At 60.6% G+C, this 26,345-nt stretch carries 23 protein-coding genes; 10 read left to right on the forward strand and 13 right to left on the reverse strand.

The genetic code is table 11. From position 1 onward, the window contains the following. The first annotated feature begins 12 nt into the window (after nucleotides 1–12). From IE061_RS09570 to IE061_RS09580, 3 genes are read left to right on the forward strand one after another with little or no spacing between them, the layout of a single operon-like run. Nucleotides 13–312: a cory-CC-star protein gene (locus IE061_RS09570; protein ID WP_016913733.1), complete on the forward strand. Its 300-nt coding sequence runs from the start codon at nucleotides 13–15 to the stop codon at nucleotides 310–312. A 39-nt stretch (nucleotides 313–351) separates the two neighbouring features. After that, nucleotides 352–1,359: an ArsA family ATPase gene (locus IE061_RS09575; protein ID WP_096923058.1), complete on the forward strand. Its 1,008-nt coding sequence runs from the start codon at nucleotides 352–354 to the stop codon at nucleotides 1,357–1,359. Then, nucleotides 1,359–2,411, forward strand: coding sequence for a tRNA-queuosine alpha-mannosyltransferase domain-containing protein (locus IE061_RS09580; RefSeq protein ID WP_189464019.1), 1,053 nt, complete (start codon nucleotides 1,359–1,361; stop codon nucleotides 2,409–2,411). The genes IE061_RS09575 and IE061_RS09580 overlap by 1 nt, the downstream gene beginning before the upstream one ends. Here IE061_RS09580 and IE061_RS09585 read toward each other — a convergent pair. The 13 genes from IE061_RS09585 to IE061_RS09645 all read right to left on the reverse strand — a co-directional run bounded on the left by IE061_RS09585 (nucleotide 2,396) and on the right by IE061_RS09645 (nucleotide 15,840). After that, nucleotides 2,396–3,535: a carboxysome shell carbonic anhydrase gene (locus IE061_RS09585; protein WP_229800859.1), complete on the reverse strand. Its 1,140-nt coding sequence runs from the start codon at nucleotides 3,533–3,535 to the stop codon at nucleotides 2,396–2,398. The genes IE061_RS09580 and IE061_RS09585 overlap by 16 nt on opposite strands. A 28-nt stretch (nucleotides 3,536–3,563) precedes the next feature. Beyond that, nucleotides 3,564–4,202, reverse strand: a complete 639-nt coding sequence (gene nth, locus IE061_RS09590; protein WP_039178135.1) for an endonuclease III — start codon at nucleotides 4,200–4,202, stop codon at nucleotides 3,564–3,566. A gap of 15 nt (nucleotides 4,203–4,217) precedes the next feature. Continuing rightward, on the reverse strand, nucleotides 4,218–4,916 hold the full coding sequence (locus IE061_RS09595; protein ID WP_096923055.1) for an electron transport complex subunit E: 699 nt from the start codon (nucleotides 4,914–4,916) through the stop codon (nucleotides 4,218–4,220). Further along, on the reverse strand, nucleotides 4,913–5,548 hold the full coding sequence (locus tag IE061_RS09600; protein ID WP_189464018.1) for an RnfABCDGE type electron transport complex subunit G: 636 nt from the start codon (nucleotides 5,546–5,548) through the stop codon (nucleotides 4,913–4,915). The genes IE061_RS09595 and IE061_RS09600 overlap by 4 nt, the downstream gene beginning before the upstream one ends. Next, nucleotides 5,545–6,573 (reverse strand): RnfABCDGE type electron transport complex subunit D, encoded by a 1,029-nt coding sequence (locus IE061_RS09605; protein ID WP_189464017.1) that lies wholly within the window; start codon nucleotides 6,571–6,573, stop codon nucleotides 5,545–5,547. The genes IE061_RS09600 and IE061_RS09605 overlap by 4 nt, the downstream gene beginning before the upstream one ends. Beyond that, nucleotides 6,570–8,237 carry an electron transport complex subunit RsxC gene (rsxC, locus tag IE061_RS09610; RefSeq protein WP_189464016.1) on the reverse strand — a complete coding sequence of 556 codons (1,668 nt, stop codon included), beginning with the start codon at nucleotides 8,235–8,237 and terminating at the stop codon, nucleotides 6,570–6,572. The genes IE061_RS09605 and rsxC overlap by 4 nt, the downstream gene beginning before the upstream one ends. Beyond that, nucleotides 8,224–8,805, reverse strand: a complete 582-nt coding sequence (rsxB, locus tag IE061_RS09615; protein ID WP_039178126.1) for an electron transport complex subunit RsxB — start codon at nucleotides 8,803–8,805, stop codon at nucleotides 8,224–8,226. The genes rsxC and rsxB overlap by 14 nt, the downstream gene beginning before the upstream one ends. After that, nucleotides 8,805–9,392: an electron transport complex subunit RsxA gene (gene rsxA, locus IE061_RS09620; protein WP_016913743.1), complete on the reverse strand. Its 588-nt coding sequence runs from the start codon at nucleotides 9,390–9,392 to the stop codon at nucleotides 8,805–8,807. Before rsxA ends, rsxB begins: the two co-directional genes overlap by 1 nt. Further along, the gene (locus tag IE061_RS09625; RefSeq protein WP_189464015.1) at nucleotides 9,389–10,978 is read right to left on the reverse strand and encodes a diguanylate cyclase domain-containing protein; all 1,590 of its coding nucleotides are present in this window, start codon (nucleotides 10,976–10,978) and stop codon (nucleotides 9,389–9,391) included. Before IE061_RS09625 ends, rsxA begins: the two co-directional genes overlap by 4 nt. Before the next feature lie 146 nt (nucleotides 10,979–11,124). Continuing rightward, nucleotides 11,125–13,161, reverse strand: coding sequence for a methionine--tRNA ligase (gene metG / locus IE061_RS09630; RefSeq protein WP_193461512.1), 2,037 nt, complete (start codon nucleotides 13,159–13,161; stop codon nucleotides 11,125–11,127). 82 nt (nucleotides 13,162–13,243) lie between these two features. Continuing rightward, nucleotides 13,244–13,525 (reverse strand): hypothetical protein, encoded by a 282-nt coding sequence (locus IE061_RS09635; RefSeq protein WP_016913746.1) that lies wholly within the window; start codon nucleotides 13,523–13,525, stop codon nucleotides 13,244–13,246. 132 nt (nucleotides 13,526–13,657) lie between these two features. Then, nucleotides 13,658–14,839: a 1-acyl-sn-glycerol-3-phosphate acyltransferase gene (locus tag IE061_RS09640; RefSeq protein WP_026001677.1), complete on the reverse strand. Its 1,182-nt coding sequence runs from the start codon at nucleotides 14,837–14,839 to the stop codon at nucleotides 13,658–13,660. 35 nt (nucleotides 14,840–14,874) lie between these two features. Continuing rightward, nucleotides 14,875–15,840: a recombination-associated protein RdgC gene (locus IE061_RS09645; RefSeq protein ID WP_016913748.1), complete on the reverse strand. Its 966-nt coding sequence runs from the start codon at nucleotides 15,838–15,840 to the stop codon at nucleotides 14,875–14,877. Between the two features lie 184 nt (nucleotides 15,841–16,024). Here IE061_RS09645 and IE061_RS09650 point away from each other — a divergent pair, with 184 nt between their 5' ends. The 7 genes from IE061_RS09650 (at nucleotide 16,025) to rpsA (ending at nucleotide 26,324) form a co-directional block, all read left to right on the forward strand. Next, a complete protein-coding gene (locus IE061_RS09650) occupies nucleotides 16,025–16,459 on the forward strand; it encodes an acyl-CoA thioesterase (protein WP_016913749.1) in 435 nt (144 codons plus the stop codon). A gap of 153 nt (nucleotides 16,460–16,612) precedes the next feature. Further along, nucleotides 16,613–19,312, forward strand: a complete 2,700-nt coding sequence (gyrA, locus tag IE061_RS09655) for a DNA gyrase subunit A (RefSeq protein ID WP_016913750.1) — start codon at nucleotides 16,613–16,615, stop codon at nucleotides 19,310–19,312. Further along, complete coding sequence (gene serC / locus IE061_RS09660; protein ID WP_193461513.1) at nucleotides 19,296–20,399, forward strand: 3-phosphoserine/phosphohydroxythreonine transaminase; 1,104 nt, start codon at nucleotides 19,296–19,298, stop codon at nucleotides 20,397–20,399. The genes gyrA and serC overlap by 17 nt, the downstream gene beginning before the upstream one ends. Before the next feature lie 5 nt (nucleotides 20,400–20,404). Further along, the gene (gene pheA, locus IE061_RS09665) at nucleotides 20,405–21,496 is read left to right on the forward strand and encodes a prephenate dehydratase (RefSeq protein ID WP_193461514.1); all 1,092 of its coding nucleotides are present in this window, start codon (nucleotides 20,405–20,407) and stop codon (nucleotides 21,494–21,496) included. Next, a complete protein-coding gene (locus IE061_RS09670) occupies nucleotides 21,493–23,781 on the forward strand; it encodes a bifunctional prephenate dehydrogenase/3-phosphoshikimate 1-carboxyvinyltransferase (RefSeq protein ID WP_230478431.1) in 2,289 nt (762 codons plus the stop codon). Before pheA ends, IE061_RS09670 begins: the two co-directional genes overlap by 4 nt. Next, entirely contained in the window at nucleotides 23,771–24,460 is a 690-nt protein-coding gene (cmk, locus tag IE061_RS09675) for a (d)CMP kinase (protein ID WP_081135448.1), read from the forward strand. Before IE061_RS09670 ends, cmk begins: the two co-directional genes overlap by 11 nt. Nucleotides 24,461–24,644: 184 nt before the next feature. Next, nucleotides 24,645–26,324 carry a 30S ribosomal protein S1 gene (gene rpsA / locus IE061_RS09680; RefSeq protein ID WP_193461515.1) on the forward strand — a complete coding sequence of 560 codons (1,680 nt, stop codon included), beginning with the start codon at nucleotides 24,645–24,647 and terminating at the stop codon, nucleotides 26,322–26,324. Nucleotides 26,325–26,345: the final 21 nt, after the last annotated feature.

Genomic DNA, 26,345 nt, shown 5'->3' on the forward strand with positions numbered 1-26,345 from the left:
TGGAGAAACCCCATGAGCGATGATCTGCATTCCGGGTCGTCGCGTCGAGAAACGCTCAGGGCCTGGCTCGACCAGGCCCGCTTCTTTACCGAAGAGGTGTACAGCGCCCGCTACCGGGGCGCCATCGCCAGAGCGCGACGCGATGAAGACGACCTGTTCATGCTGCTGGTGTTTGCCGAAATGATGGGCCTGCAGAATCCTGCTGCTTATTACACGCTTGAGCTGCAGCCATTGCTGCTCGAACGCTTCCATGACTGGCATCGACGCATGGGCATGGAGCACTCCCCACTGGATCACTTCCGCTGCTGTTGAGGCATTTGCCCAGCGGTAGCCCGCACATCAGGACAGACCATGCACGCTGTATTGAATCGACGCCTGCTATGGGTAGGTGGCAAAGGGGGCGTTGGCAAGACCACCGTGGCGGCCTCATTGGCCGTGCTGGCCGCCAGCCGAGGCAAACGGGTGCTGGTGGTCTCCACCGACCCGGCCCATAGCCTGGGCGATGTGTTCGACAGGCAGTTGGGCGATACGCCTCGCCGCCTGTTGCCCAACCTGGATGCCATGGAGATCGACCCCGACCGTGAAGTGGAAGCACACCTTGCCCGCGTCGTGGCCCAGATGCGGCGTTATGCAGCGCCAGAAATGATGCAGGAGCTGGAGCGGCAGATGCGCCTGACACGTCAGTCTCCCGGCACTCAGGAGGCCGCCTTGCTGGAGCGGTTGGCTCGTCTGATGGTGGACGATGAGGCCCCCTATGACGTGATCATTTTCGATACGGCGCCCACGGGGCATACCCTAAGGCTGCTGACCCTGCCCGAGGCCATGGCCGCGTGGACCGACGGGCTGCTGGCCCATAACCGCAAATCCGCCGAGTTGGGCAAGGTGCTGGAGCATCTGACCCCCAAGCGAGGCAGGGACGTGGCCACGCCCTTTGACGACCCCACCCAGGACCCGCTGGAAGACCTGGATGAACGCACCCGCGACGTGGCCAGCACGCTGATCGAGCGCCGCCGCCTGTTTCACCAGGCACGACGACGTATCGAGGATAAAAGCGCCTGCAGCTTCTTGTTCGTCATGACCCCCGAGCGGCTGCCGATCCTGGAAACCGATCGTGCGGTGAAAGCGCTGGAGGAAGTGCGTATCCCGGTGGCGGGGGTGCTCATCAATCGGGTGATTCCCGCAGACGCCGACGGCGAGTTCCTGGCAGCCAGGCGGCAGCAGGAGGCTACTTATCTGGCGCGCATCGAACAACATTTTCGCCACCTGCCGCGCCCCGTGCTACCTTGGCTGCCGACAGATGTACAAGGTATTGAGGTGCTGGAGCAGTTGGCTGCCCAGCTTGAACAGCAAGGATTTTGATGCGGGTATTACTGCTCTCCGCCTACGAGGCGGTCAGCCATCGTTACTGGGCAAACAGTTTGATGGCTGAACTGACGGATGTGGAATGGACATTGCTGAGCTTGCCACCGCGCCATTTTGCCTGGCGCATACGCGGTAATCCGCTGAGCTGGTGGTTGAAGGAACACGCTACCCTCAGCCAGCGCTTCGATGTGGTGCTGGCCACCTCCATGGTGGACATGGCCACGCTGGTGGGACTGTTTCCGCACCTGGGCCAGGCCCGCAAAATCGTCTATTTTCACGAGAACCAGTTTGCCTACCCGGAGTCCAGCGAACAGGTGCCCCAGGTCGAAGCCAAAATGGTCAATCTCTATGCGGCCTTGGCGGCGGATACCCTGGTATTCAACACCGCCTATAACCGCGACTCCTTTTTTACTGGCGTCCGGCAATTTCTGAAAAAAATGCCCGAGAACCTGCCGGCCGCCGCGCCGCTGGAGCGGCTGAGGCGTTCGGCAAAAGTGTTGCCGGTGCCCTTGCAGCCGCTGGCGCAGGGGCCCGACGTTGCACCGCCACCTCGCCGCATCGTCTGGAACCACCGTTGGGAGTACGACAAGAACCCCGAGGACTTCTTTGCGGTGTTGTTCAGGCTGAGTGAGGAGGGCGTGCCTTTCGAACTTGCCGTCATGGGCCAACGGTTTCGCGACGAGCCCGCCATCTTTGCTGAGGCGCAGGTGCGGCTGGCGCAGCATCTCGTCTGTTGGGGGCCTCAGCCAGAGGAGCAGTATCAGGCGCTGTTGAACGGCGGTGGTATCGTCGTGTCGACCACCTGGCATGAGTTTCAGGGGCTGGCCATCATGGAGGCTGCCCAGCGTGGCGCGTGGCCGCTGGTGCCGGACAGACTCTGCTTTCCGGAACTCTATCCTGACGCCTACCGTTACGATGGGACACGGGAGGGGCTCTATCAGCGCCTTGCCGCGTGGCTACAAGGCACGATGACCGCTCCTGAGCGGCTGGATACGTCGCCCTGGGAGTGGCCCCAGTGGCGTGAGGCGTATCGTCAGTTGCTGGGCTGAAGCAGGTCCAGACGCCTGGTAGGCCAGTGCACCACGGCCGTGTGAGGTCGCATCTTGCTGGCCAGCTCAGGATGACGCTGGCCGATCACCTGTGCGGCAAAGCGCGACAGGAACTGCGATTTCAGCTCTGCCCGCGCGCGATCGACGCCGCTGTGTTGATAAGGGGTCGAGGCCAGTAGCATGAAACCGTCGTCTGGAATGCGGCCATGGAGCATGTTGGCGGCGATGATATCCGCCGCCGTACCAATGGGTTCTGCCAGGTCGGGCCCGTAGGGGCCGATGATCAGTGCGGTATTGGGCAGGTGAAGAAAATCGAAACCTCGGCCAATGCAAATGACCCACTCGCGGTGTTCGATATCCAGCGCCCGGGCGGTGCCATACAGGCTAGTGACATGGGCCAGGTTACCTTCCAGTAGCGGTAGCAGGTCACGGCGTATGTCGTCAGGCATATCCGGGCAGACGGTGGCTAGGCGGATGGCCAGGGCCTCTGCCGGTTGGCCTACCCAGTCGCGAATGTCCAGGACCGCTCCTGCCTTGCCATGAATCACCAGCGCGTCGCTATCCGTTTCAAAGCCACACACCAGCGGGTACACCTGCTGGTGGTCTTTGCCAAACAGTTTGCCCGCCTGCTCGGCAATGCCGTATGCGTGAGCCCGGGCGGCCGCCGTATCGCAGCCGAAGCCTGCACAGCCCCGCTGTGGCTGTCCGGCGGAGTAGTGATAAGTAATGCACATCAAGGTGCCGCGCCCCTGCTGCGCTGCCGCCAGCACCGAATCGGTGAGCAGCTCACCCAGGTAAGGCCAGCCCAGGTCGAAAATACCCCCCAGGTTGCGAAACGGCGTGATGATGCCCAGCGGGGTGCGGGTGGCATGGGGAAGGTGGATACGGCCATCCATGCACTTCATCACCAGAAGTGAAGTAGGGTGCTGCGCCAGATAGCGCTGCCGTGCCAGCCACGCGTCAGGACTGCAGAAGTGCTCTGCGTGCTGGCGGGAGAGAGCCAGCAGCGCGTCGATTCGCTCGTGGATAGGGCGCTGGTGAAGCCTTGTGGCAGAGCTGTTGCTGGTACTTGAGATGGTACTTGAGATGGTACTTGAGATGGTACTGTGATCAGTGCTGGGCATGGGCAGCTCCCTGGGGCGGCCCAAACGTTCAGGCCAGCTCGGTTTTGTCTTTATAGTCGCAGAGATCCTCGATAATACAGCTACCGCAGCGTGGCTTGCGAGCGATACAGGTATAGCGGCCATGCAGGATCAGCCAGTGATGGGCGTCCTGCTTGAAAGCCTTGGGCACATGGCGCAACAGCTTCTGCTCCACTTCGACCACGTCCTTGCCCTTGGCGATGCCCGTCCGGTTGGAGACTCGGAAGATATGCGTGTCCACGGCGATGGTGGGCTGCCCAAAGGCGGTATTGAGAATGACGTTGGCGGTCTTGCGCCCGACACCCGGCAAGGCTTCCAGCGCCTGGCGGGTTTGCGGCACGTCGCTACCATGCTGGTTCACCAGAATATGGCAGGTCTTCATCAGGTTTTCAGCCTTGGTGTTGAACAGGCCGATGGTCTTGATGTACTCCTTGAGTCCCTCGATGCCCAGCGCGATGATTGCTTCGGGGGTGTTGGCCACCGGAAACAGTCGGTCGGTGGCTTTGTTGACGCCCACGTCGGTGGCCTGTGCCGAGAGCAGTACCGCAGCCAGCAGCTCGAAGGGGGTGCTCCAGTTCAGCTCGGTGGTGGGGTGCGGATTTTCCGCCTGCAGGCGGGCAAAAATCTCCTGCCGTTTCTGGGCATTCATGAACGTTTCTCCAGACTATTTGATGATGCCAGTGACCCGGACGCGGCGTTCGCTGCGCTCGTGGGTGGGGGAGGGCTGTGCCTTGCGCTGGCGCTGGTCGAGGACATTCTTGAGCGCGATCAGCAGGCCCGCAACGAAAAAGGCCCCTGGCGGCAACATGAAAAACAGAAACTGATAGTCGTCCATCACCGTTATCTGCCACTCGGCGGCCCTGGGGCCCAGCAGCAGATGCATGTTGTGGAACAGCGTCCCTTGGCCCAGCAGTTCTCTGATCGCTCCCAGCAAGACCAGCACCCAGCCGAACCCGAGCCCCATCATGAACCCGTCCAGCGCCGCAGGAAGTACCGGCTGGCGCGAGGCAAACGCATCGGCACGTCCCAGGATGGCGCAGTTGGTCACGATCAATGGGATGAAAATGCCCAGAATTTGATAGAGCGAATAGGCAAAGGCAGCCATCAACAGCTCGGCGCAGGTCACGAAGGCGGCAATGATCATCACGAAGGCGGGTAGCCGCACCGCGCTGGGCACCTGATAGCGAATCAGCGAGATAGTCGTACTCGCCCCGACCATGACCAGCAGGGTGGCCAGCGCCAGCCCTAGTGCGTTGACCACGCTGGCGCTCACGGCCAGCAGCGGGCAGAGCCCCAGTAGTTGCACCAGGGCCGGGTTGTTGCGCCAGAGCCCGTCCTGGGTCAGCTGTTGCCATGGGGTCATGTCTCGGGCTCCTCGATGGTGATGGGCAAACGGACCTCATGGGCATAGCGCAGGGCATCGTGAACGGCATTGATGACCGCGCTTGGGGTGATGGTGGCCCCGGTGAAGCCATCGAACGCGCCGCCCTGTTGTCGCACCGCCCAGCTTTCTGGGGGCAGACTGTGACGTGTCAAGCCATCGAAGCGAGTGATCCAGTCGCTGCGCTGGCGTTCGATGGCATCGCCTAGCCCTGGCGTTTCCTGGTGCCGAGTGACCCGAACGCCGCTGATACGGCCCTCATGGTCAATCCCCACCAGCAGGTGAATGGCTCCGCTGTAGCCCTGGTGGGTGATGACCGGCAGAACGACGGCAGCCTCGTCTGCGTGGTGAACATACCAGCCGTGTGTGGGCGCGCGGTGGCCCAGCCGCTCGGGCTCAGGCAGCTCGAAGGTGTCTTCCAGCAGCGATGCCTGTGAGTCCGTGACCAGCGAAGCTGGCAGCACTGCCTGCAGCTGGCGATATTGATAGGCCAGCTGGTGCTGCTCGATACGCTCGGCGGTCAGCGCCCGAGTCAATGCCACGCTGCCTGCCGTTACCAGCGCAAAGGTGCCCAGCGCCAGCGCCCCACGCCACATGGATTGATAGAGCGTCATGGGCGCTTCGCCTGGGGGCGGTGCCCTGTGGGACGATGCCCTGTAGGAACAGGAGCGCTGTAAAGATCCAGCAGCGGCACGCACAGGTTCATCAGCAGCACGGCAAAGGCGACGGCATCGGGATAGCCGCCGAAGGTGCGGATGATCATGACCAACACCCCGATGCCGATGCCGAACAACAGCTTGCCGCGCCGACTGGTCGCCGCCGATACCGGGTCCGTGGCAATGAAGAAGGCACCAAACAGGGTAGCCCCCATGGTCAGATGAAACAGCGGAGAAGCATACTGGTCGCTGTCCAGGCCGTAGAGCAGTGCCGCGATCAGTGCCATGCTACCCAGCATGGCAACCGGAATATGCCAACTGATCACTCGTTTGAACAACAGCAGCAACCCGCCTGCCAGCCACGCCAGCGCGATCATGCGCCAGGCCTGTACCGTGTCTTCCAGCGCAGCCGCCGCCCAGAACTCATCTGCCCCTGTCAGTCCTTTATGCTTGAAGGCATCCAATGGCGTGGCACCACTCAGCGCGTCCAGCTCGGCAGCGGAGAGGGTGCCGCTGACCTGGGCCCAGAGTGTCGCCATCGAACCTGCCTGGTGCGGCACTGGCCACAGCGTCATGTAGGTTGGAAACGATACCAGCAGCAGGGCGTAACCCACCATGGCCGGATTGAAGGGGTTGTGCCCCAGCCCTCCATACAGCTGCTTGGCGACCACCACCGCGGCGATGGCCCCTACCGCCAGCAGCCACCAGGGGCTACCGGGGGGCAGCGAGGCGCCCAGCAGAACGCCCGTCAGCAGGGCGCTGCCGTCGGTCAAGGTAGCGACCACGCGGCGACGGCGCAGGGCGAGTATGGCGGCCTCTGCCAGCATGGCAACGCCGGCGGCCACTGCCACGTTGGTCAGCACCCCCAGCCCAAAATAGAAGGTCATGGCCAGTAGCCCCGGCAGGGTCGCCAAAATGACCCAGCGCATGATCGATGCCGAGGAAGGGGCAAGGCCCAGCGTCGAGGCCTGGAGCATGCTCATGGTGTCGTTTGCTCCCGTTCGCGGGCTCTGGCATCGGCCAGTCGGGCATCCGCGGCGAGCAGGTTTTCCTGGGCAGTGGCCAGCTGCATCTCCAGATCCTCCTGGGATTGTTGAGGGTCTTCTGCCACGGCGCGAGCCAGCGCTTTCTCGGCTTTTTTGACCGCCGCCCTGGCCGCGGTCTGTGCGATGCGCAAGCTGCGCAGGTCAACGGCTGGCAGCTCTGCGGCGCGGGGCTCGGCACCCGATGACGACGGCTGACGCTGCTGGGCAAGCCGCGCCTGGCGGCGAGCCTGCTTCTCCGCCTCTTCCCGGGCCAGCCTGGCCTGGCGGAACTCGAAGCGGTGGCGAGCGTGCTCTGCCTTGGCGGTTTCGATGCGCTTCAAGCGGATCCGCTGTTTGGCCGTGCGGTATTCCGCCACCAGCGGGATATGGCTGGGGCATACGAAACTGCAGGCGCCGCATTCGATGCAGTCGAACAGGTGCTGTTTTTCCAGAGCCGCGTCATGGCCACTTTGCGCGTGCCAATGCAGCTGCTGGGGCAGCAGCTGCACCGGGCAGACGGTTTCGCAGGCACCGCAGCGAATACAGGGGGAAGCGTCTGGCGCCGGGGGCAGTTCCTGGCGGGTGGCGGCAATCAGGCAGTTGGTGGTTTTGATGACGGGAACGTCCAGCGATGCCAGCGCTTTCCCCATCATGGGCCCACCCACCACTACTTGATGCAGGGCATCCGGCGCCAGCCCCGCCTGCTGAAGCAGACCCTCTATCGGGGTGCCCAGACGTACCCAGTAGTTGCCTGGCCGTTCGATGGCCTCCCCTGTCAGGGTGACGATGCGCTCGACCAACGGTGTGCCCTCACAGATGGCCTGCTGTGCCGCCAGCAGCGTCCCCGGGTTGTGACACAGAACGCCCACATCCACTGGCAGGCCGCCGCTGGGTACGTCTCTGCCCAGCAGCTTTTTGATCAGCTGTCGCTCGCCCCCGCTGGGGTAGCGGGTTTCGATCACCTCGAGCGTCACCGGAATCGGTGATGGCACCTGGGGCAGCGCCGCCTGCAGGGCTTGGCATGCCTCGGGCTTGTTATCCTCGATACCCACGACGATACGCGACGCGTCACACAGGGTGGCCAAAATTGCTGCGCCTTCCAGCACCTGGGCGGCATAGTGGCGCAGCGTCATGTCGTCGGCGGTGATGTAGGGCTCGCACTCGGCGGCATTGACCACCAGCGTATCGATGGGGTGCTGCAGGCTGACCTGCGCTTTGACGTGAGTCGGAAAGCCCGCGCCACCCAGACCTGCCAGGCCGCTATCGTCCAAGCGTGCCACCAGCGCTGAAGGCTCCGCCCGCCGCCAGTCGAGCGGGGCCAGCCGCTGCCACTCATCGTCGCCGTCGCCTACGATCGTCACCGACTGAGGGCTGACCTCACGCACGGTGCCGCTCAGGCTGGCATGCACATTGGCCGATACCAGCCCACCTTTACGGGCCACCACAGTGCCCACCTTAACGCGCTCGCCTGCGGCCACGCAGGGCAGGGCGGGCTTGCCGACATGTTGATCGAGGGGCAACACCACTTGAGCAGGCAGCGGGGCCACCCTCAGCGGCGCGGTGAGTGAGCGCTGCTTGCGCTCGGGCGGATAAATGCCGCCGGGAAAATCATGACGGGACATGAGCACTCCCTGGCGTTGCGCGGTCGCTGATAATGGGCTCCCACTGACTCAACGGCTTGCGTCGTGGCAGCATGTCGATGCAGTCCACCGGGCAAGGGGCGACGCATAAATCGCAGCCGGTACATTCGTCTTCGATGACCGTGTGCATCTGTTTGGCCGCGCCGATGATGGCATCCACCGGGCAGGCCTGAATGCATTTGGTGCAGCCAATGCACTCGGCTTCGCGGATGAAGGCCACACGATCTTCGCTGGGGGCTTCGCCATCCAGGGGCGCTGGTTCGCGACCCAGCAGCTCGGCCAGGGCCACTACCGTGGCGTCTCCGCCGGGCGGGCACTTGTTGATGGCATCGCCCTGGTTGATCGCTTCGGCGTAAGGGCGGCAGCCGGGGTAGCCGCACTGGCCACACTGGGTTTGTGGCAGCAGCGCATCGATTTGCTCCACCAGGGGATTTTCATCCCCCTTGAAGCGCGCGCTGGCCAAACCCAGCAGCGCCCCGAACAGCAGGCCCAGAGTGGTCAATGCGCCCACGGCGCTGGCGACCCCCCACCATGACAATGATTCGCCCATTACGATGCCCCCTGCACCAGGCCGGAAAAGCCCAGAAACGCCAGCGACATCAGGCTGGCGGTCACCATGGCAATGGCGGCGCCCTGGAACGGCTTTGGTATATCGGCACCGGCCAGCCGCTCACGCATGGCGGCGAACAGCACCAGCACCAGCGAGAAACCTGCTGCCGCGCCCAGGCCATAGAGGGTGGTGTGGAAGAAGCTCAGTTCGCGGTTGAGCGACAGCAGCGCCACTCCGAGTACGGCGCAGTTGGTGGTGATCAGGGGCAGGAAAATACCCAGCACTTGATGCAGCAGCGGGCTCAGCTGGCGCACCATGATCTCGGTGAACTGTACGACGGCAGCAATGACCACGATAAAACTGATCGTTCGCAGGTAGGTAATGTCCAGCGGTACCAGCAGGCCGTGGTACACCACGTAGCTGGCCGCGGAGGCCAGGGTAAGCACGAAGGTGGTGGCCAGAGACATGCCCATGGCAGACTCCAGCTTGTTGGAGACACCCATGAAAGGACATAAGCCAAGAAACTGGACCAACACGAAATTATTGACCAGCGCGGTGCTGATCAGGATGACAAACAGTTCGTTCATGGCGGCGTATTGTGCGTGGAACTGGCGTCGCTGGCTAGCGGAGATGCAAATCGAACGGCGCGGTGTCTGCCTTGCGCCTTGGCCAGGTACAGCGCCTGGTCGGCGGTGCTCATGACGGCGCTTGGCTGAGCCGTCTGGCTATCCTGCAGCGAGCCAACGCCCACGCTGATGGTGACATGATGGCAGACGGGCGATGTTGCATGGGGTAGTGCAAGTTGGTCGATGGCCGCGATGATGTCCTGGCCAAGTTGCAGAGCTTGCGAAGGTTCCGTGGTGAGCAGCAAGGCGCTGAACTCTTCGCCACCGGTGCGGGCAATCAGATAGCCACGCCCAGCGGCACAGCGCTCGAATACCTGCCCAACTTGTTCAAGGCATCTATCGCCCTGCACATGCCCGTAATGGTCGTTGTAGAGTTTGAAATGATCGATATCCAGCATCATGACGGCCACCGGGTGTTGCTGGGCATCTGAGATGGCAGCCTCCAGGCGCTGGTCGAACAGCCGCCGATTGGGCAGGCCTGTCAGCGGATCATGGGTGGAGAGTGTCAGTAGCTCGGCGTTCAACCGATGTTGGCAGTCCAGCTGGTGGTGAAAGGCTCGTGACAAGGTGCCGATCTCATCTCGCCGCTCTACCAGGGTGAGCGTTGCCGCCTCTGCTGGCGCCAACTGTTGGGTGAAGTGGGTCAACTGGCGCAAGGGCGTCAGTACCAGCCGCTCCAGCACCAGCAGCACCAGTCCGATGACCAGGGACATCAGCACGGCCGTCCATATCAGAACGTAGTTGAAGGTCGTCAAACTGCTTAGATAGCCATGGCGATTGAGCTCGATTCCCAAGGCTAGCTGGCTGTCATTGCCTAGCGTCGGGAAGTATTGTTCGGCATAGGCCGTGTCGTCGGAGAAGGTCAACTGTGCTTCCGGCGGATGTGTTGCGTCCGTCACCGACAGTGCGATGGGCAGCCCTGTGTAATCCGCCATGAGGGCTTGCCATGAGTCGTTCAGCGCACGTATCTTGAACAGCCACCCCACGGCGGGGCCACTCTCGTCGGTTTGCAGGATAGGGCTACCCGCCAGCAAGGCTGGCCACCCTTCGATGGCGATGTGGACCTCGTTGGCATGGCCCTCCTCGATGGCCAGTTGCATGGTCTGAGTCCAAGGCGCCATCCAGGCGCACTCGCCGGTGGCTGAGGTACAGGTGCTGAACTGGCCTGTTTGCGGGTCGATGCCCGATAGCAGATACAGCTCACCGTCGAGAGTAAAAAGCACCATGAGCTGATAGCGCATGTCCTCGAACATTTGCGCGCTAAAATTCACCTCGGTGAAGCCTGGGTAATCCCCTTGCAGGAAACGATAGGTATCGTCCCAGTGTGCCCAGTCACGTACTTGTGCATGCAGCTGCTGTTGGCTCAAGACCAGGCCACGGGCGGTACGATCCAGCTCGCGGTGAGCGGCGTCCCTTTCTTCTGCCTGCAGAGCAGGAAAGATCAGCCAGTGACTCAGCGCCCCCAGTGCCAGCATGGCGCACAGCAATACGCTGCCCAGCAGGGCAAGAAAGCGAAAACGCAATGACAAAGGCCAGCGTTGAACCATGGGTGCACTCAGTCCTGTTGTCGCGATGAAGGTAGCGTCGTGAAGCCCCTTCACTCTCCTTGACTTTCATTTTCCTCAAACAGCAAGGGGCAGGCGGTTGGCTATGCCCCTTGCTGGCGTCTGCTGCGCGACTGATCAGGCCAGGCTCAGGTGACTCGCTGACCGGGCTCCGCGCCAGAGTCGGGAGACAGCAGATAGATGCCATCGTTATTGGCGGAAGCCAACACCATACCTTCTGACAGGCCGAAGCGCATTTTTCTCGGAGCCAGGTTGGCGACCATGACGGTCAGTCGTCCTTCCAGCGCTTCTGGAGAATAGGCCGAGCGAATGCCGGAAAAGACGTTGCGGGTCTCGCCGCCCAGGTCGAGGGTCAACTGCAGCAGCTTGTCTGCGCCTTCCACGTACTGTGCCTTGGCGATACGCGCAATCCGCAGGTCGACTTTGGCGAAATCGTCGAAGCTGATCTCGGCGGCGATGGGATCCTCGGCCAGCGGGCCTTTGGGCGTATTCTTGAGTTTCTGCTCTTCCACCAGATCCTCCTTGGAAGCGTCGATCATGGCGTCGATTCTGTCTCGCTCTACCCGAGTCATCAGCGGTTTGAATTTGTTGATAGCGTGGTTCACCAGAACGTTACCACGACTCTCCCAATTCAAAGTGTCAACATTTATAAACTCACGCGCTTGCTCTGCCATGCTCGGCACCACCGGCGCCAGATAGACCATCAGCTGGCGGAACAGGTTGATGCCCACCGAGCAGATTTCCAGCACTTCCTGTTCGCGTCCGTCCTGCTTGGCCAGTGCCCAGGGCGCTTTGTCAGCGATGTAGGTATTGGCTTCATCGGCCAGCTCCATGATCTTGCGCATGGCGCGGCTGAATTCCCGCGCTTCGAAATCGGCAGCGATATCCTCACCGGCCGAGATGAAGCGGGCAACCATGGCCGGTTCAGCGCAATGTTCGGAGAGCGTTCCGCCGCCGAGCTTTTTGACGAAGCCTGCACAGCGGCTGGCGATGTTCACGACCTTGCCGACCAGATCCGAGTTCACGCGCGCGGCAAAGTCATCGAGGTTCAGGTCGAGGTCGTCGACCTTGGAGGTCAGCTTGGCGGCAAAGTAGTAGCGCAGATACTCGGGGTTGAGGTGCTCGGCATAGGTGGCGGCCTTGATGAAGGTGCCACGGGACTTGGACATCTTGGCACCATCCACGGTCAGGAAGCCGTGACAGTTGACCGCCGTGGGCGTACGGAACTCTGCCCCATGGAGCATGGCCGGCCAGAACAGGGCGTGGAAGTAGACGATATCCTTGCCGATGAAATGGTAGACCTCCGCGTTGGAGTTCGGCTGCCAGAAGCTGTCGAAGTCGATGCCTTGGCGGTCACACAGGTTCTTGAAGCTGGCCAGGTAGCCGATGGGGGCATCCAGCCAGACGTAGAAATATTTGCCGGGCGCATCCGGGATCTCAAAGCCGAAATAGGGCGCGTCCCGAGAAATGTCCCACTCATTGAAGCCGGATTCGAACCACTCCATCAGCTTGTTGCGAATCTGGGGCTGAACGTGACCGTCGTTGATCCACTGTTGCAAGAACTCGGCGAAGTCCGGCAGCTTGAAGAAGTAGTGGGTCGAGCTACGCACCTCGGGCGTGGCGCCGGAAATGGCGGACACCGGATTGATCAAATCAGCGGGGGTATAAGTAGCGCCGCACTTCTCGCAGTTATCCCCGTACTGATCGTCAGCATGGCATTTGGGGCAGGTGCCCTTGATGAACCGATCCGCGAGGAACAGGCCTTTCTGGGGATCGTACATCTGCTCGATGTCGCGGGTCGCAATATGGCCCTTGTCGCGCAGGCGCTTGTAGATCAGTTCGCTGTAGTGACGGTTCTCTTCGGAGTGGGTGGAGTGGTAGTTGTCAAAGCCTACGCCAAAGCGAGCAAAGTCTTCCTGATGGTCCTGAGAGACTCTTTCGATCAGCGCTTCCGGGGAGATGCCTTCCTGCTCGGCCCGCAGCATGATGGCCGTACCATGGGCGTCGTCGGCGCATACGTAGTAGCACTGCTGGCCACGGCTTTTCTGAAAACGTACCCAGATGTCGGTCTGGATGTACTCAAGCAGATGACCCAGGTGGATGGCACCGTTGGCATAGGGCAGTGCGCTGGTCACCAGAATGTTGCGTGGAGCAGTGTTGGACATGGTGAAGGTTGATTCCGTCTAGGCAAAACAAAAATAGAGTGACAAAAGGGTGCGCTGTCGCTTGGCCGTCAGCCAGCGAACACTAATACAGCGCCTGCTCTTCCTGAACCACTTCGCGCAGCAGTTCCAGAAACAGTTTGTCGGCGTCGGAGTGCTCGGCCGGGTCTTCAGGGATATGCACGCTGGTGGTGTCGGAAATTTCGTTGGCAATGCGCGCCATGACGGCAGGGCTGCTACCTTCCGCAAGCTGCTGGCGGGCAATGGCCAGCGACTGCTCGAGGATTTTGGGATCCTGGAGAAGCTTGCGAATGAACCCACGCAGTTCGTTGATAATGCGCGTTTTTTGGATTTCTGATGCGGACATGGGAGTCTCCTTAAGACCACGCCAGGGCAGGTGCCCTGGTGGGACCAATGAATGCCTTGACCATAGCACTTTTTTGCATGTTGAGCATGCAAAGTCGCATGGCCTGCCCAACGCGATCAATGACTAACCGGGTTACAGGCTCAGCCTGCCGGCCTTGTGCTTGACGGGGTTGGCATACTGCTCCAGCCAATAGGGGCGTAGTGCTTCCGGTACTTCGGCAAGCCGCGCCTTGAAGCGCTCGCGGTCCTGGCGGGTGATCGACTTACGTGCCACCAGCTCCGGTGATTCACCCAGTGCTTCCAGGGCTAGGTAATGGCTCGGGAAAAGCCGATAGCCCCCGATGACCTGGCGGTCGATCTCGGCGGCGACTTCATCAGGGGTCTCCATGTCCGAGCCTACCGGGCTGCCAAAGCGCAGCTGAACGCGGCCTTTGGAGCCGGTGATGCCGGAGACGATGGAGCGAATGTCTTCGAATTCGCTTTTGGCATAGCGACCGTGGGTAGCGATGTCGTGCAGCTCCTGGGCTTTTTGCACGTCACAAGGGTCGTATTCATAGCTGATGGAAACGGGCACCAGCTTGAGTTCCGCTACTGCTTCACCAAAGACGATGTCGCGCTCGGCAAGGCGTTTGGCCATGATCAGCATCTTGATGATGGCGGGGTCGGTGCGGTCGATGCCGTTCTTGGCGCGACCTTCCCGCTGGGCCATCCAGATGGAGTGGTTGTCGTCGGTGATCGAGTGACGAATGTAGCCTGACAGCTGCTGGTAGGCAGCCAGCATGGCACGTTTGCCCCTGGCGCTGCGCGGCACGATGAAACTCTTGTTCAGGCGCATCAGGTCCGTGACGTAAGGCTTCTTCAGCAGGTTGTCGCCAATCGCGATACGCACGGTATCACGACCCGCCTGGTAGAGCGCATAGTTGACGAACGCCGGGTCCAGCGAAATGTCGCGGTGATTGCCGATGAAGAGATAAGCACTGTGCTCATCGAGCTTGTCCAGGCCTGAAACGTCAAAAGCCGTCGTGGTGGTGCGAATCATTCGCTCCATGTAACGGGCAATGCGCATCTGAAATTCATGCACGCTGGTCACGCCCTTGACCTCGCGACGTACTGCGTGACCGGCCAGCGCCCTGGCCAGCGGCGGTGCCCACTTGGCCATGCGTGGCAGGCGAAAGCGGGTCAGCGCATCCAGCAGCTCTGTGTCGTGAGAAAGTCGAGCAATAACTTCAGGAACCTCATGATCCATATAGGGGCGAATATCGGCCCAGGGGTCACTCGTGGTGTCTGCGTGAGGAGCGTTATTGTGTTGAGTCATGCGATCCGTAACGTGTCAGCAAGTAAGTGATCGATTCACCGAGAAGGTTGGGCGTGCCCATCTTGGGTGCCGGAGAGCGCACTTGGTTCCCGCTCAGTTTCACCGCCCAGCCACGCCATGAGGCGGCGAATGTCCTCGGACAGCGACTGTGCCATCAAAATGAAATCAGTTTCCAGGCGTGCCAGGGCGTCGTCGCCATCATCGGCGTGGTCGGCCTCTTCGATCAGCGCATCGCCAAAGCGTAGAGATTTCAGAGCAAGGTCGTCATGCAGTACGAAGCTCAAGCGGCCCTCTATCTGCATGGCCAGCTTGCTGGCCTGACGGCCGCTTTCGAGCAGCTGCTGTATTTCGTCGCTATCCAGGTCCACCTGGCGGGCGCGCAGTACGCCGTCATCGCCTTTCGCCTTCAGCTCTACCTGGTCACCCAACTGCAGGTCGGCGGGGCGGCTGGCGGGGTCACCCAGCCAGGTCGTCATGGCGCGTATCGGCAACGTCTGGCTGCTGAGCGGCGTTGCCTTGAGGCTGCCCAGGGTTTCCCGCAGCAAGTCCAGCACGTCTTCAGCGCGGGTGCGCGAGCTGGCGTTGATGCCGATCAGCTGATGCTGGGTGTCCCACCAGAGGTCGATTTTCTGGCTGCGCACGAAGGCGCGAGGCATCAGCTCTTCGGTGACCTGCTCCTTGAGAGCCGTCTTTTCCTTGCGCGTCACCTTGCGTCCTTCGCTGGCTTCGATGTCGGCGACTTTCTCATCGACCTCTTCCTTGACCACCGAGGCAGGCAGCAGACGTTCCTGGCGCAGTGCCGACAGCAGCCGATGTCCCTGAATCTCGTGCAGGCGCTGCCCGCCGCCCAGACGGCCTGCGGGCGCGGTCCAGCCTAGTCGGCGAGCATCCGCATTGCCCAATGGCTTGGCGGCGTGTTCATCCAGCGCGTTGGCCAGGGTGTGGCTGTCGAGCTCGGGCGCGCCGTGCAGGCGATATAGATGCAGGTGCTTGAACCACATGTCACCAATCCTGTTTAAAAGGTGGCACATTATGTCGAAAGCAGGCCTTTCCTGCCAGCACTCTGGTGTGCCGTCATGCTGTTGCACTAGTTTTAAACTTGTGTTTGATTTGTGTGGGGCATGTTGCCTGTCGCTGGCAGGTGCCTGCGCCTGCTGATCACTGTCATCAATAAAAGAGGTTGTCATGTCTGAAGCGATTTCCAGCGTTACCATGCGCGTGCGGGGCTACCACCTGGACGGCTATGGCCACGTCAACAATGCGCGCTACCTGGAGTTCATGGAGGAGGGGCGTTGGGCATTTTTCGATGAGCACCCGCAATTGATGAAGCAGCTACATCAGGCGAAGCGGGCGTTCGTCGTGGTGAATCTGAATATCGATTACCGTGCGGCAGCCTTGCAAGGGGACGATCTCACGGTGCAGACCGGCATCATCGATGTGAATGAGCGCAGCGCGCTTTGCCATCACCGCATCGTGCGTCAGGATGGCAGCGTGGTCGCTCAGGCGGATCTGACCTTCGTGCTGCTGGACATGCAGCAAAATCGCGCGGCGACCATCGAAGGCGACGTGCGTGAAGCGCTCATGGGGCTGCAGGTCGGCAAAGAGGCCTTTTTGGCTTAAATAGCAATGGAGGTGTCACCGACTGCCCTTGATGCGTATGCAGTGGTATGATGTGAGCGACTCTGCGCGCCGCCTTGCTGGTTAGCTAAAGGCGGCATTTTCAAGCGCTTTCAACTCTCGCAGTGCCAATGCAGTGCAAAGGATCTGACTTTCATGGGTGACATCGCCAGAGAAATCTTGCCCGTCAATATTGAAGACGAGCTCAAGCAGTCGTACCTCGACTATGCGATGAGTGTCATTATTGGTCGTGCGCTCCCCGATGTGCGCGACGGCCTCAAGCCGGTTCATCGCCGTGTGCTGTTTGCCATGCATGAGCTGGGGAATGACTGGAACAAACCGTACAAGAAGTCGGCGCGTGTCGTTGGCGATGTCATCGGTAAGTATCACCCGCATGGTGACATTGCAGTGTATGACACCATCGTTCGCATGGCACAGCACTTCTCCATGCGTCACGTGCTGGTCGATGGTCAGGGTAACTTTGGTTCCATCGACGGCGACAACGCGGCTGCCATGCGTTACACCGAGGTGCGCATGGCGCGCCTGGCCCACGAGCTGCTGGCGGATCTCGAAAAAGATACCGTCGATTGGGTCGATAACTACGACGGCACCGAACGTATCCCCGAAGTGCTGCCCACCAAAGTGCCGAACCTGCTGATCAACGGTTCCTCGGGCATTGCCGTGGGCATGGCCACCAACATTCCTCCCCATAACATGCGGGAAGTGATCGATGGTTGCCTGGCGCTGATCGACGACTACACCCTGACCGTCGATGACCTCATGCAGTACATCCCCGGGCCTGATTTCCCCACCGGCGGCATCATCAATGGCCGTGCCGGCATTCTGGATGCCTACCGCACCGGGCGTGGCCGTATCTACGTGCGCGCTTGTCACACCATCGAACACGATGACAAGACCGGGCGTGATCACATCATCGTCACCGAACTGCCTTATCAGGTGAACAAGGCGCGGCTGATCGAGAAGATCGCCGAGCTGGTCAAAGAGAAAAAGATCGAGGGCATTGCCGAGCTGCGCGACGAGTCCGACAAGGATGGCTTGCGTGTGGTGATCGAAGTCAAGCGCGGTGAGTCTGGCGAGGTCGTGGTCAATAACCTGTTTGCCCAGACCCAGCTTCAGAACGTCTTCGGTATCAACATGGTGGCGCTGGAAAATGGCCAGCCGCGCACGCTCAATCTGAAAGAGATGCTCGAGGCGTTCATCCGCCATCGTCGGGAAGTCGTCACGCGGCGCACCCTGTTCGAACTCAAGAAAGCGCGTGAGCGCGGCCATCTGCTGGAAGGCCTGGCCGTCGCTATCTCGAACATCGATGAGGTCATCGAGCTGATCAAGGCATCGCCCAATGCCGCCGAAGCCCGCGAAAAGCTGCTGGACAAGGTATGGCAGCCGGGCCAGGTGACGGCCATGCTGGAGCGTGCCGGAGCCACTTCCTGCAAGCCCGAAGACCTGGATGAAGGGTTTGGACTAAACCCCTCGGCCACCGAGTACCGCCTTTCGCCTGCTCAGGCTCAGGCGATTCTGGAACTGCGTCTGCACCGCTTGACCGGCCTCGAAACCGAAAAGCTGCTGGATGAGTACCTGTCGATTCTCGAAAAGATTGCCGAGTTCACAGAAATTCTTGCCTCTGCCGACCGCCTCATGGAAGTGATTCGGGAAGAGCTGCATGCGGTGCGCGACCAGTTCGGCGACGACCGTCGTACGGAAATTCAGGCCAGCCACCTGGACCTGTCCATCGAAGACCTGATTGCCGAAGAAGACATGGTGGTCACGGTGTCGCGTTCGGGCTACGCCAAGACGCAGCCGCTTTCGGACTATCAGGCCCAGCGTCGGGGTGGTCGCGGCAAGTCCGCCACGGCCATGAAGGACGAGGACGTCATCGAACACCTGCTGGTTGCCTCGACCCATGACACGGTGCTGCTGTTCTCCAACCGGGGCAAGGTGTATTGGCTGAAGGTGTACGAGATGCCCAACGCCAGCCGTGGTTCACGCGGCAAGCCGTTGGTGAACATGCTGCCGCTGGAAGAGGGCGAGTCGGTCAACGCCATCCTGCCTGTGCGTGACTACGACCCCGAGCACTATATTTTCTTCGCCACCGCCAACGGTACCGTCAAGCGCACCAGTCTCGAGCAGTTCTCTCGCCCGCGCAGCGTGGGCTTGATTGCCATCGATCTGGAAGAGGGCGACCGCCTGGTGGGGGCTGCGATTACCTCGGGCAGCGACCACGTCATGCTGCTCTCCTCCAATGGCAAGGCGATCCGTTTCGAGGAAAGCAACGTGCGCGCCATGGGCCGTACCGCTCGCGGTGTGCGCGGCATGCGCCTGCTGGACGACGCGGAAGTGATCAGCCTGATCATTCCCAAGAGCCAGCAAATTGATGCCGAAGCGGACGCCGATGCCGAGCAGGAAGCCCCGGCAGATGCCGCCGAGCTAGCGCAGAGTGATGGTCAGATCTACATCCTCACCGCCAGTGTGAAGGGCTATGGCAAGCGCACCCGCCTGGAAGAGTTCCCGCTGCGTGGTCGCGGTGGACAGGGCGTGATTGCCATGCAGACCAGTGAGCGCAATGGCGCCCTGGTGGCGGCCATGCAAGTGTATGACAGCGATGAAATGATGCTGATCACCGACCGTGGCACCCTGGTGCGCACGCGGGTGGAAGAAGTGTCGATCACGTCGCGTAATACCCAGGGCGTGATGCTGATTCGCCTGGGCAAAGAAGAGCGGCTGGTGAAAACCGTGCGTGTCGATGAGCCCGAAGATACGGGAGCGCCCGAGGCGGTCGAGCCAGACGAACAAGACAATGGCGCACAGGAACCGGGAACCGATGACACGTCATTATAATTTTTGCGCAGGGCCCGCGGCCCTGCCTGTTGCCGTACTGGAGCGCGCTCGCAGTGAGCTGCTCGACTATCAGGGGCGCGGTTTGTCGGTGATGGAAATGAGTCATCGCAGCGATGAGTTCATTGCCATTGCCGAGCAGGCAGAAGCCGATCTGCGGTCACTGCTGGGCATCCCTGATCAGTACAAGGTGCTGTTTCTTCAGGGCGGTGCCAGCATGCAGTTTGCCATGCTCCCCATGAATCTGCTGGGTGGGAGCGGTAGTGCCAACTTCATCCAGACGGGCATTTGGGGCAAGAAGGCGCTGAGCGAAGCCAAACGGCTCGGTTTTGCCTGCCATGTGGCGGCCAGCAGCGAGTCCAATGGGTATCTGGCGGTGCCTGACGAAGCTTCCCTGTCGCTCAGCAGCGACGCGGCCTACCTGCATTACACCTCCAATGAAACCATTGGCGGGCTGGAGTTCGACTACGTGCCAGACGTCACCCGTGCCGATGGCAGTGACGTGCCCCTGGTATGCGACATGTCCTCCAATATCCTGTCGGGGCCTATCGATGTCAGCGACTTCGGGGTGATTTATGCCGGGGCGCAGAAGAACATCGGTCCGGCGGGATTGACCATCGTGATCGTCCGCGATGATCTGCTGGGCAAGGCGCCTGCAAGCGTCCCTTCACTGTTCGACTACCAGATGCTGGCTGACGCAGGCTCGATGGTGAATACCCCGCCTACCTACGCCTGGTACCTCTCGGGCCTGGTGTTTCAGTGGTTGAAAAACGACATTGGCGGGCTGGACGCCATGGACCGCATGAACCAGCGCAAGGCGCAAAAACTTTACGCGGCCATCGATGGCAGTGACTTCTACAGCAACCCCATCGCCACAGCCAATCGGTCGCGCATGAACGTGCCGTTCGTGCTGGCGGATGACCGGCTGGACGGGGCCTTCCTCAAGGAGGCCGACGAGGCCGGGCTGCTGAATCTCAAGGGTCACCGTAGCGTCGGCGGCATGCGTGCCAGCTTGTATAACGCGGTGCCGGAAGATGCGGTGGATGCGTTAATTGCCTTCATGGCAGATTTCGAACAACGAAGAGGCTAACCCCCATGTCCGATACGCCGATCAATCTCGACGACTTGCGTCAACGTATCGACCAGCTGGATGGCGATATTCTGCGTTTGATCAGTGAGCGGGCCAACTGTGCCCAGCAGGTGGCTCACGTCAAGCTGGCTCAGGACAAGGATGCGGTGTTCTACCGTCCGGAGCGCGAAGCCCAGGTGCTGCGTCGTATCATGGCGTTGAACAAGGGGCCTTTGGACTCCGAAGAAATGGCGCGGCTGTTTCGCGAAATCATGTCTGCCTGCCTGGCGCTGGAGCAGCCGGTCAAGGTGGCTTATCTCGGGCCTGAAGGCACCTTCACCCAGCAGGCCGCGTTGAAGCATTTCGGTGAAAGCGCCGTCAGCCTCCCCATGGCGGCCATCGATGAAGTGTTTCGGGAAGTGGAGGCGGGGGCCGTCAACTATGGCGTCGTTCCCGTCGAGAACTCCACCGAAGGGGTGGTCAATCACACCCTCGACACGTTCATGGACTCTTCCATCAGGATTTGTGGTGAAGTGGTGCTACGCATTCACCACCATCTCTTGATCGGCGAGACCACGCGTCAGGAGAAAGTGTCACGCATCTATTCGCACCCTCAGTCGTTCGGTCAGTGCCGCAAGTGGCTGGATGCTCACTACCCTCATGCCGAGCGGGTGCCGGTCTCTTCCAACGCCGAAGCCGCCAAGCTAGTTAAAACCGAGTGGCACAGCGCCGCGATTGCCGGCGACATGGCCGCCAAGCTGTATGGCCTGGAGCGCATTGCCGACAAAATCGAAGATCGGCCGGACAACTCCACGCGCTTCCTGATCATTGGCAATCAGGACGTGCCCATGTCGGGCGAAGACAAGACTTCCATCGTCGTGGCAATGCGTAACCAGCCCGGTGCGCTGCACGATTTGCTGGAGCCCTTCCACCGCCACAGGATCGATCTGACGCGTATCGAAACGCGGCCCTCGCGTACCGGTGTGTGGAACTACGTCTTCTTCATCGACTTCAAGGGCCACCGTGACGAGCCCCAGGTGGCTGCGGTGCTGGAAGAAGTTCGCCTGCGCGCCTCTGAGCTGCGGGTGCTGGGTTCCTACCCTCAGGGTGTGCTGTGACGGTTCCACCTTCTCTTGCACCTCGGGTGGCGTGTGTCGAGCCGCGCATTCTGATTGTCGGCCTTGGCCTGATTGGCGGCTCGTTGGCCGCCGCATTGCGTGCCTCGGGCTACGCTGGCCAGATCATCGCCTGCGACCCCAATGAGCAGGAAGTGGCATTGGGCATCGAGCTGGGCCTGGTGGATGCCGGCGGTGTCGAACTCGCCAACTGCTTGAAGGACGTTTCCATGGTCGTGCTGGCGGTGCCGGTGCTGGCCATGGAGAGCGTGATGAGCAAGCTGTCGCGTTCTCTCGATCAGGCGGCTCCCGATGTCGTGATGACCGACGTAGGCAGTACCAAGGCCACCATACGTGACTGCGCCGAGCGCGTATTCGGCCGTGTCATGCCCAATATCGTGCTGGGTCATCCTATTGCGGGCTCCGAGAAAAGCGGTGTGGCAGCTGCCAATCCATCGCTGTACGTCAATCACAAAGTGATTCTGACGCCGGAGCCGGATGTCGACCCGGTAGCGCTGGCGCGGGTAGAAACCCTGTGGAGAGCCTGCGGCGCCGACGTGCTGCAAATGAGCGTCGAGCGCCATGATCAGGTGCTGGCGCGCACCAGTCACTTACCCCACTTGCTGGCATTTTCACTGGTGGACACGCTGGCGCGGCAGGACGAGCGGCTGGATATCTTCCGCTATGCCGCGGGTGGGTTTCGTGATTTTACCCGTATTGCAGGCAGTGACCCGGTCATGTGGCGCGACATTTTCGTGGCCAATCGTGACGCAGTGCTTTCTTCTCTGGATGATTTCGAAGCGGGGCTCAAGCGGCTGCGCCAAGCGGTGGAAAGTGCCGACAGCGATGCGATGATTGCCACCTTCGATCGGGCCAGTCATGCTCGCCACTATTTTGATACGTTATTGAATAAAACCAGTTATCAGGCGGAATATCATATGCAACCACACGGTCAAGTGACTTATCGCGTGCAGCCAGGCGGCCAGGCGCAGGGGCGTTTGCGGGTGCCGGGCGATAAATCCATGTCTCACCGCTCGATCATGCTTGGCGCGTTGGCCGAAGGGGTGACCGAGGTCAAGGGCTTCCTGGAGGGCGAAGATAGTCTGGCCACCTTACAGGCCTTTCGTGAAATGGGGGTAGCCATCGAAGGCCCGCACCAGGGGCGTGTGACCATTCATGGTGTTGGCATGCACGGCCTCAAGGCGCCGGCAGGCCCGCTGTATGTAGGTAACTCTGGCACTGCCATGCGCCTGTTTGCCGGGCTGCTGGCGGGTCAGGCGTTCGATAGCGAATTGACCGGTGATGAGTCACTCACCAAGCGCCCCATGGGGCGTGTGGCAGACCCGCTGCGCCTGATGGGAGCGACCATCGACACGGCAGAGGGTGGTCGTCCGCCATTGAAAATTCATGGCGGCGCTGCGCTGAAAGGCATTCATTATGATATGCCCATGGCCAGTGCTCAGGTGAAGTCGTGCCTGCTGCTGGCAGGGCTCTACGCCGAGGGAGAGACCCGCGTGCGCGAGCCAGCGCCGACTCGCGATCATACCGAACGGATGCTCAACGGGTTTGGCTACGCCGTTTCTCGCGAGGGCGACACCTGCTGGCTGCAGGGAGGCGGTCAACTGACGGCGGGGCCGATTGACGTGCCCTCCGATATCTCTTCGGCTACCTTCTTCCTGGTCGCCGCGGCCATTACCCCTGGTTCCGACATCACGCTGGAGCACGTGGGCATCAACCCGACGCGTATCGGTGTCATCAATATTCTGACCCTGATGGGCGCTGACCTGACGCTTGAAAACCAGCGCGAGGTAGGCGGTGAGCCCGTGGCCGACATCCGTATTCGCTATGCGCCGCTGAAGGGTATCGATATTCCTGTCGATCAAGTGCCGCTCGCCATCGATGAATTCCCGGCGCTGTTCATTGCGGCGGCCAATGCACAAGGCACCACGCGGCTGCGCGGAGCTGAAGAGCTGCGCGTCAAAGAGTCGGACCGTATTCAGGCCATGGCAGATGGTTTGGCGATTCTGGGTGTCGAGCATACGGTCGTGGAAGACGGCATCGACATCATCGGTAACGGTGACGAGAGCATGCCGAGTTACGGCGGTGGCCGCATCGATAGCCTCGGCGATCACCGCATTGCCATGGCGTTTGCGATTGCCTCCCTGCGCGCGGGTGCTGAGATCGTCATCGACGATTGCGCCAACGTGGCAACGTCCTTCCCTGGCTTCGTGACGCTGGCTCAGCGTATCGGTATGCGTGTCGATGTGGAGGACGTCCATGACCGCTAACGCTCCTGTGCTGACCATCGATGGCCCCGGCGGTGCCGGTAAAGGCACGATCAGCAGCCTGGTGGCTGAACGGCTGGGCTGGCATTTGCTGGATAGCGGTGCGCTCTATCGGTTGACGGCCCAGGCGGCCGTCAAGCATCACGTGGCGTTGGATGACGAAGCGGCGCTGGCCGATATCGCAGCAACCCTGGACGTTGCTTTCCCGGTGGAAGAGGGTCAGCCACGCACGCTGCTGGAAGGCGAAGACGTCAGTCGGCTCATTCGTACCGAGCAAGCGGGCGAGCGTGCTTCCCAGGTGGCCGCATTGCCAAAGGTACGCGCTGCGCTGCTGCAGCGACAGCGTGATTTTTGCCAGTTCCCTGGCCTGGTGGCGGATGGACGCGATATGGGCACAGTGGTGTTTCCAGAGGCGCCGCTGAAGATTTTTTTGACTGCCAGTGCCGAGGAAAGGGCGCGTAGACGGCATCTGCAGTTGCAGGAAGCAGGGGTGGATGCTAGTCTGTCGAGTCTTTTGAAGGAGATTCAGGCACGCGATGCACGCGACACGCAGCGCAGTGTGGCTCCGCTCAAGCCGGCAGATGATGCCATCACGCTTGACACCACGCGCCTGAGTATACCGGAAGTGGTTGATCGGCTAACCGAGCTGCTTGCCCAACGGGGCATGTTTGACGGCGCTTGATTCTCCCTTGCGGCGTTTTTGGAAAGGTGTCACGACGTGGCAGGGCGACAGTAATATCTTAGTGAGCCCGGTCAGGTCCAACCAGCGCTAACGCCTCCAGAAGCTGAATGACATTAGGCCCGTACTCGCTGGTGGTACGGAGAAGGCAGTTATGCCTCAACAACGTTGATCACGTAGGAAAACCATGAGTGAAAGCTTTGCTGAACTGTTTGAACAGTCCCTTAACGACATCAACATGGAGCCGGGCGCCATCGTTGCGGCTCAAGTTGTCGACATCGACGGTGACTGGGTTACCGTCAACGCTGGTCTGAAATCCGAAGGTCAGATCCCTGCGGCACAATTCCGTGACGAGAATGGTGAGCTGACCATCGCGATCGGTGACGATGTGCACGTTGCGCTGGAAGCCGTAGAAGATGGCTTCGGCGAAACTCGCCTGTCCCGTGAAAAAGCCAAGCGCGCAGAAGCTTGGAAGATTCTGGAAGCGGCCTTCGAGAAAGACGAAATCATCAAAGGCGTGATCAACGGTAAAGTCAAAGGCGGCTTCACTGTCGACGTCGACTCCATCCGTGCCTTCCTGCCGGGCTCTCTGGTTGACGTTCGTCCGGTTCGCGACACTGCGCACCTGGAAAACAAAGAGCTGGACTTCAAAGTCATCAAGCTGGATCCGAAGCGTAACAACGTCGTTGTATCGCGTCGTGCCGTGCTTGAAGCCGAAAACAGCGCCGAGCGTGAAGCGCTGCTGGCCACGCTGCAAGAAGGTCAGCAAATCAAGGGTATCGTCAAGAACCTGACCGACTACGGTGCTTTCGTAGATCTGGGCGGTGTCGATGGCCTGCTGCACATCACCGACATGGCGTGGAAGCGTATCAAGCATCCATCTGAAATCGTTGCCGTTGGCGACGAGATCAACGTCAAAGTGCTGAAATTCGACCGTGAGCGCAACCGCGTTTCTCTGGGTCTGAAGCAGCTGGGTGAAGATCCGTGGGTCAACATCAAAGACCGTTACCCGGAAGGCATGAAAGTGCAAGCAGTGGTCACTAACCTGACCGATTACGGCTGCTTCGCTGAGCTGGAAGAGGGTGTCGAAGGTCTGGTTCACGTGTCTGAAATGGACTGGACCAACAAGAACATCCATCCGTCTAAAGTCGTTCAAGTGGGCGACGATGTTGACGTCATGGTGCTCGATATCGACGAAGAGCGTCGTCGTATCTCCCTGGGTATCAAGCAGTGCACTGCTAACCCGTGGGAAACCTTCAACGCCGAGTACAACAAGGGCGACCGCGTTTCTGGTACCATCAAGTCCATCACAGACTTCGGTATCTTCATCGGCCTGGAAGGCGGTATCGACGGTCTGGTTCACCTGTCCGACATCTCCTGGACGGAAACCGGTGAAGAAGCGGTTCGCAACTTCAAGAAAGGCGACGAGGCAGAAGCCGTTATCCTGTCTATCGACCCTGAGCGTGAGCGCATCTCTCTGGGCATCAAGCAGATGGATTCCGACCCGGTTGCCGAATACCTGTCTGTCAACGACAAGGGCAGCATCGTGACGGGTCGCGTCGTGGAAGTTGACGCCAAGGAAGCTCACATCGAGCTGGCTACCGACGTCATCGCGATTCTGAAAGCCTCTGAAATCAGTGCTGACCGCGTTGAAGACGCACGTAACGTACTGAGCGAAGGCGACAGCGTCGAAGCGCGTATCGTCAGCGTTGACCGCAAGAGCCGTCAGATTGCTCTGTCCGTCAAGGCCAAAGAGCAGGACGACACGCGTCAGAACCTGAAGAAACTGCGTGAGCAAGAGCCGGAAGCTGCCGGTGGTCCGACCACGATCGGTGATCTGATCAAGCAGCAGATGGGCCAGGACTAATACTAGTCTTGTCTCGGAAAA

Source organism: Vreelandella hamiltonii (genome assembly GCF_014651795.1).
Lineage (GTDB): Bacteria > Pseudomonadota > Gammaproteobacteria > Pseudomonadales > Halomonadaceae > Vreelandella > Vreelandella hamiltonii.

Coding starts and splice junctions, on each gene's coding strand:
- IE061_RS09640 (WP_026001677.1), bottom strand. CDS start 14,839: ATGACTCAACACAATAACGCTCCTCACGCAGACACCACGAGTGACCCC.
- rsxB (WP_039178126.1), bottom strand. CDS start 8,805: ATGGGCGAATCATTGTCATGGTGGGGGGTCGCCAGCGCCGTGGGCGCA.
- serC (WP_193461513.1), top strand. CDS start 19,296: ATGACACGTCATTATAATTTTTGCGCAGGGCCCGCGGCCCTGCCTGTT.
- pheA (WP_193461514.1), top strand. CDS start 20,405: ATGTCCGATACGCCGATCAATCTCGACGACTTGCGTCAACGTATCGAC.
- IE061_RS09625 (WP_189464015.1), bottom strand. CDS start 10,978: ATGGTTCAACGCTGGCCTTTGTCATTGCGTTTTCGCTTTCTTGCCCTG.
- IE061_RS09605 (WP_189464017.1), bottom strand. CDS start 6,573: ATGAGCATGCTCCAGGCCTCGACGCTGGGCCTTGCCCCTTCCTCGGCA.
- IE061_RS09570 (WP_016913733.1), top strand. CDS start 13: ATGAGCGATGATCTGCATTCCGGGTCGTCGCGTCGAGAAACGCTCAGG.
- nth (WP_039178135.1), bottom strand. CDS start 4,202: ATGAATGCCCAGAAACGGCAGGAGATTTTTGCCCGCCTGCAGGCGGAA.
- rsxC (WP_189464016.1), bottom strand. CDS start 8,237: ATGTCCCGTCATGATTTTCCCGGCGGCATTTATCCGCCCGAGCGCAAG.
- IE061_RS09575 (WP_096923058.1), top strand. CDS start 352: ATGCACGCTGTATTGAATCGACGCCTGCTATGGGTAGGTGGCAAAGGG.
- IE061_RS09580 (WP_189464019.1), top strand. CDS start 1,359: ATGCGGGTATTACTGCTCTCCGCCTACGAGGCGGTCAGCCATCGTTAC.
- IE061_RS09645 (WP_016913748.1), bottom strand. CDS start 15,840: ATGTGGTTCAAGCACCTGCATCTATATCGCCTGCACGGCGCGCCCGAG.
- rsxA (WP_016913743.1), bottom strand. CDS start 9,392: ATGAACGAACTGTTTGTCATCCTGATCAGCACCGCGCTGGTCAATAAT.
- cmk (WP_081135448.1), top strand. CDS start 23,771: ATGACCGCTAACGCTCCTGTGCTGACCATCGATGGCCCCGGCGGTGCC.
- IE061_RS09595 (WP_096923055.1), bottom strand. CDS start 4,916: ATGACCCCATGGCAACAGCTGACCCAGGACGGGCTCTGGCGCAACAAC.
- IE061_RS09635 (WP_016913746.1), bottom strand. CDS start 13,525: ATGTCCGCATCAGAAATCCAAAAAACGCGCATTATCAACGAACTGCGT.
- IE061_RS09650 (WP_016913749.1), top strand. CDS start 16,025: ATGTCTGAAGCGATTTCCAGCGTTACCATGCGCGTGCGGGGCTACCAC.
- metG (WP_193461512.1), bottom strand. CDS start 13,161: ATGTCCAACACTGCTCCACGCAACATTCTGGTGACCAGCGCACTGCCC.
- gyrA (WP_016913750.1), top strand. CDS start 16,613: ATGGGTGACATCGCCAGAGAAATCTTGCCCGTCAATATTGAAGACGAG.
- rpsA (WP_193461515.1), top strand. CDS start 24,645: ATGAGTGAAAGCTTTGCTGAACTGTTTGAACAGTCCCTTAACGACATC.
- IE061_RS09600 (WP_189464018.1), bottom strand. CDS start 5,548: ATGACGCTCTATCAATCCATGTGGCGTGGGGCGCTGGCGCTGGGCACC.
- IE061_RS09585 (WP_229800859.1), bottom strand. CDS start 3,535: ATGCCCAGCACTGATCACAGTACCATCTCAAGTACCATCTCAAGTACC.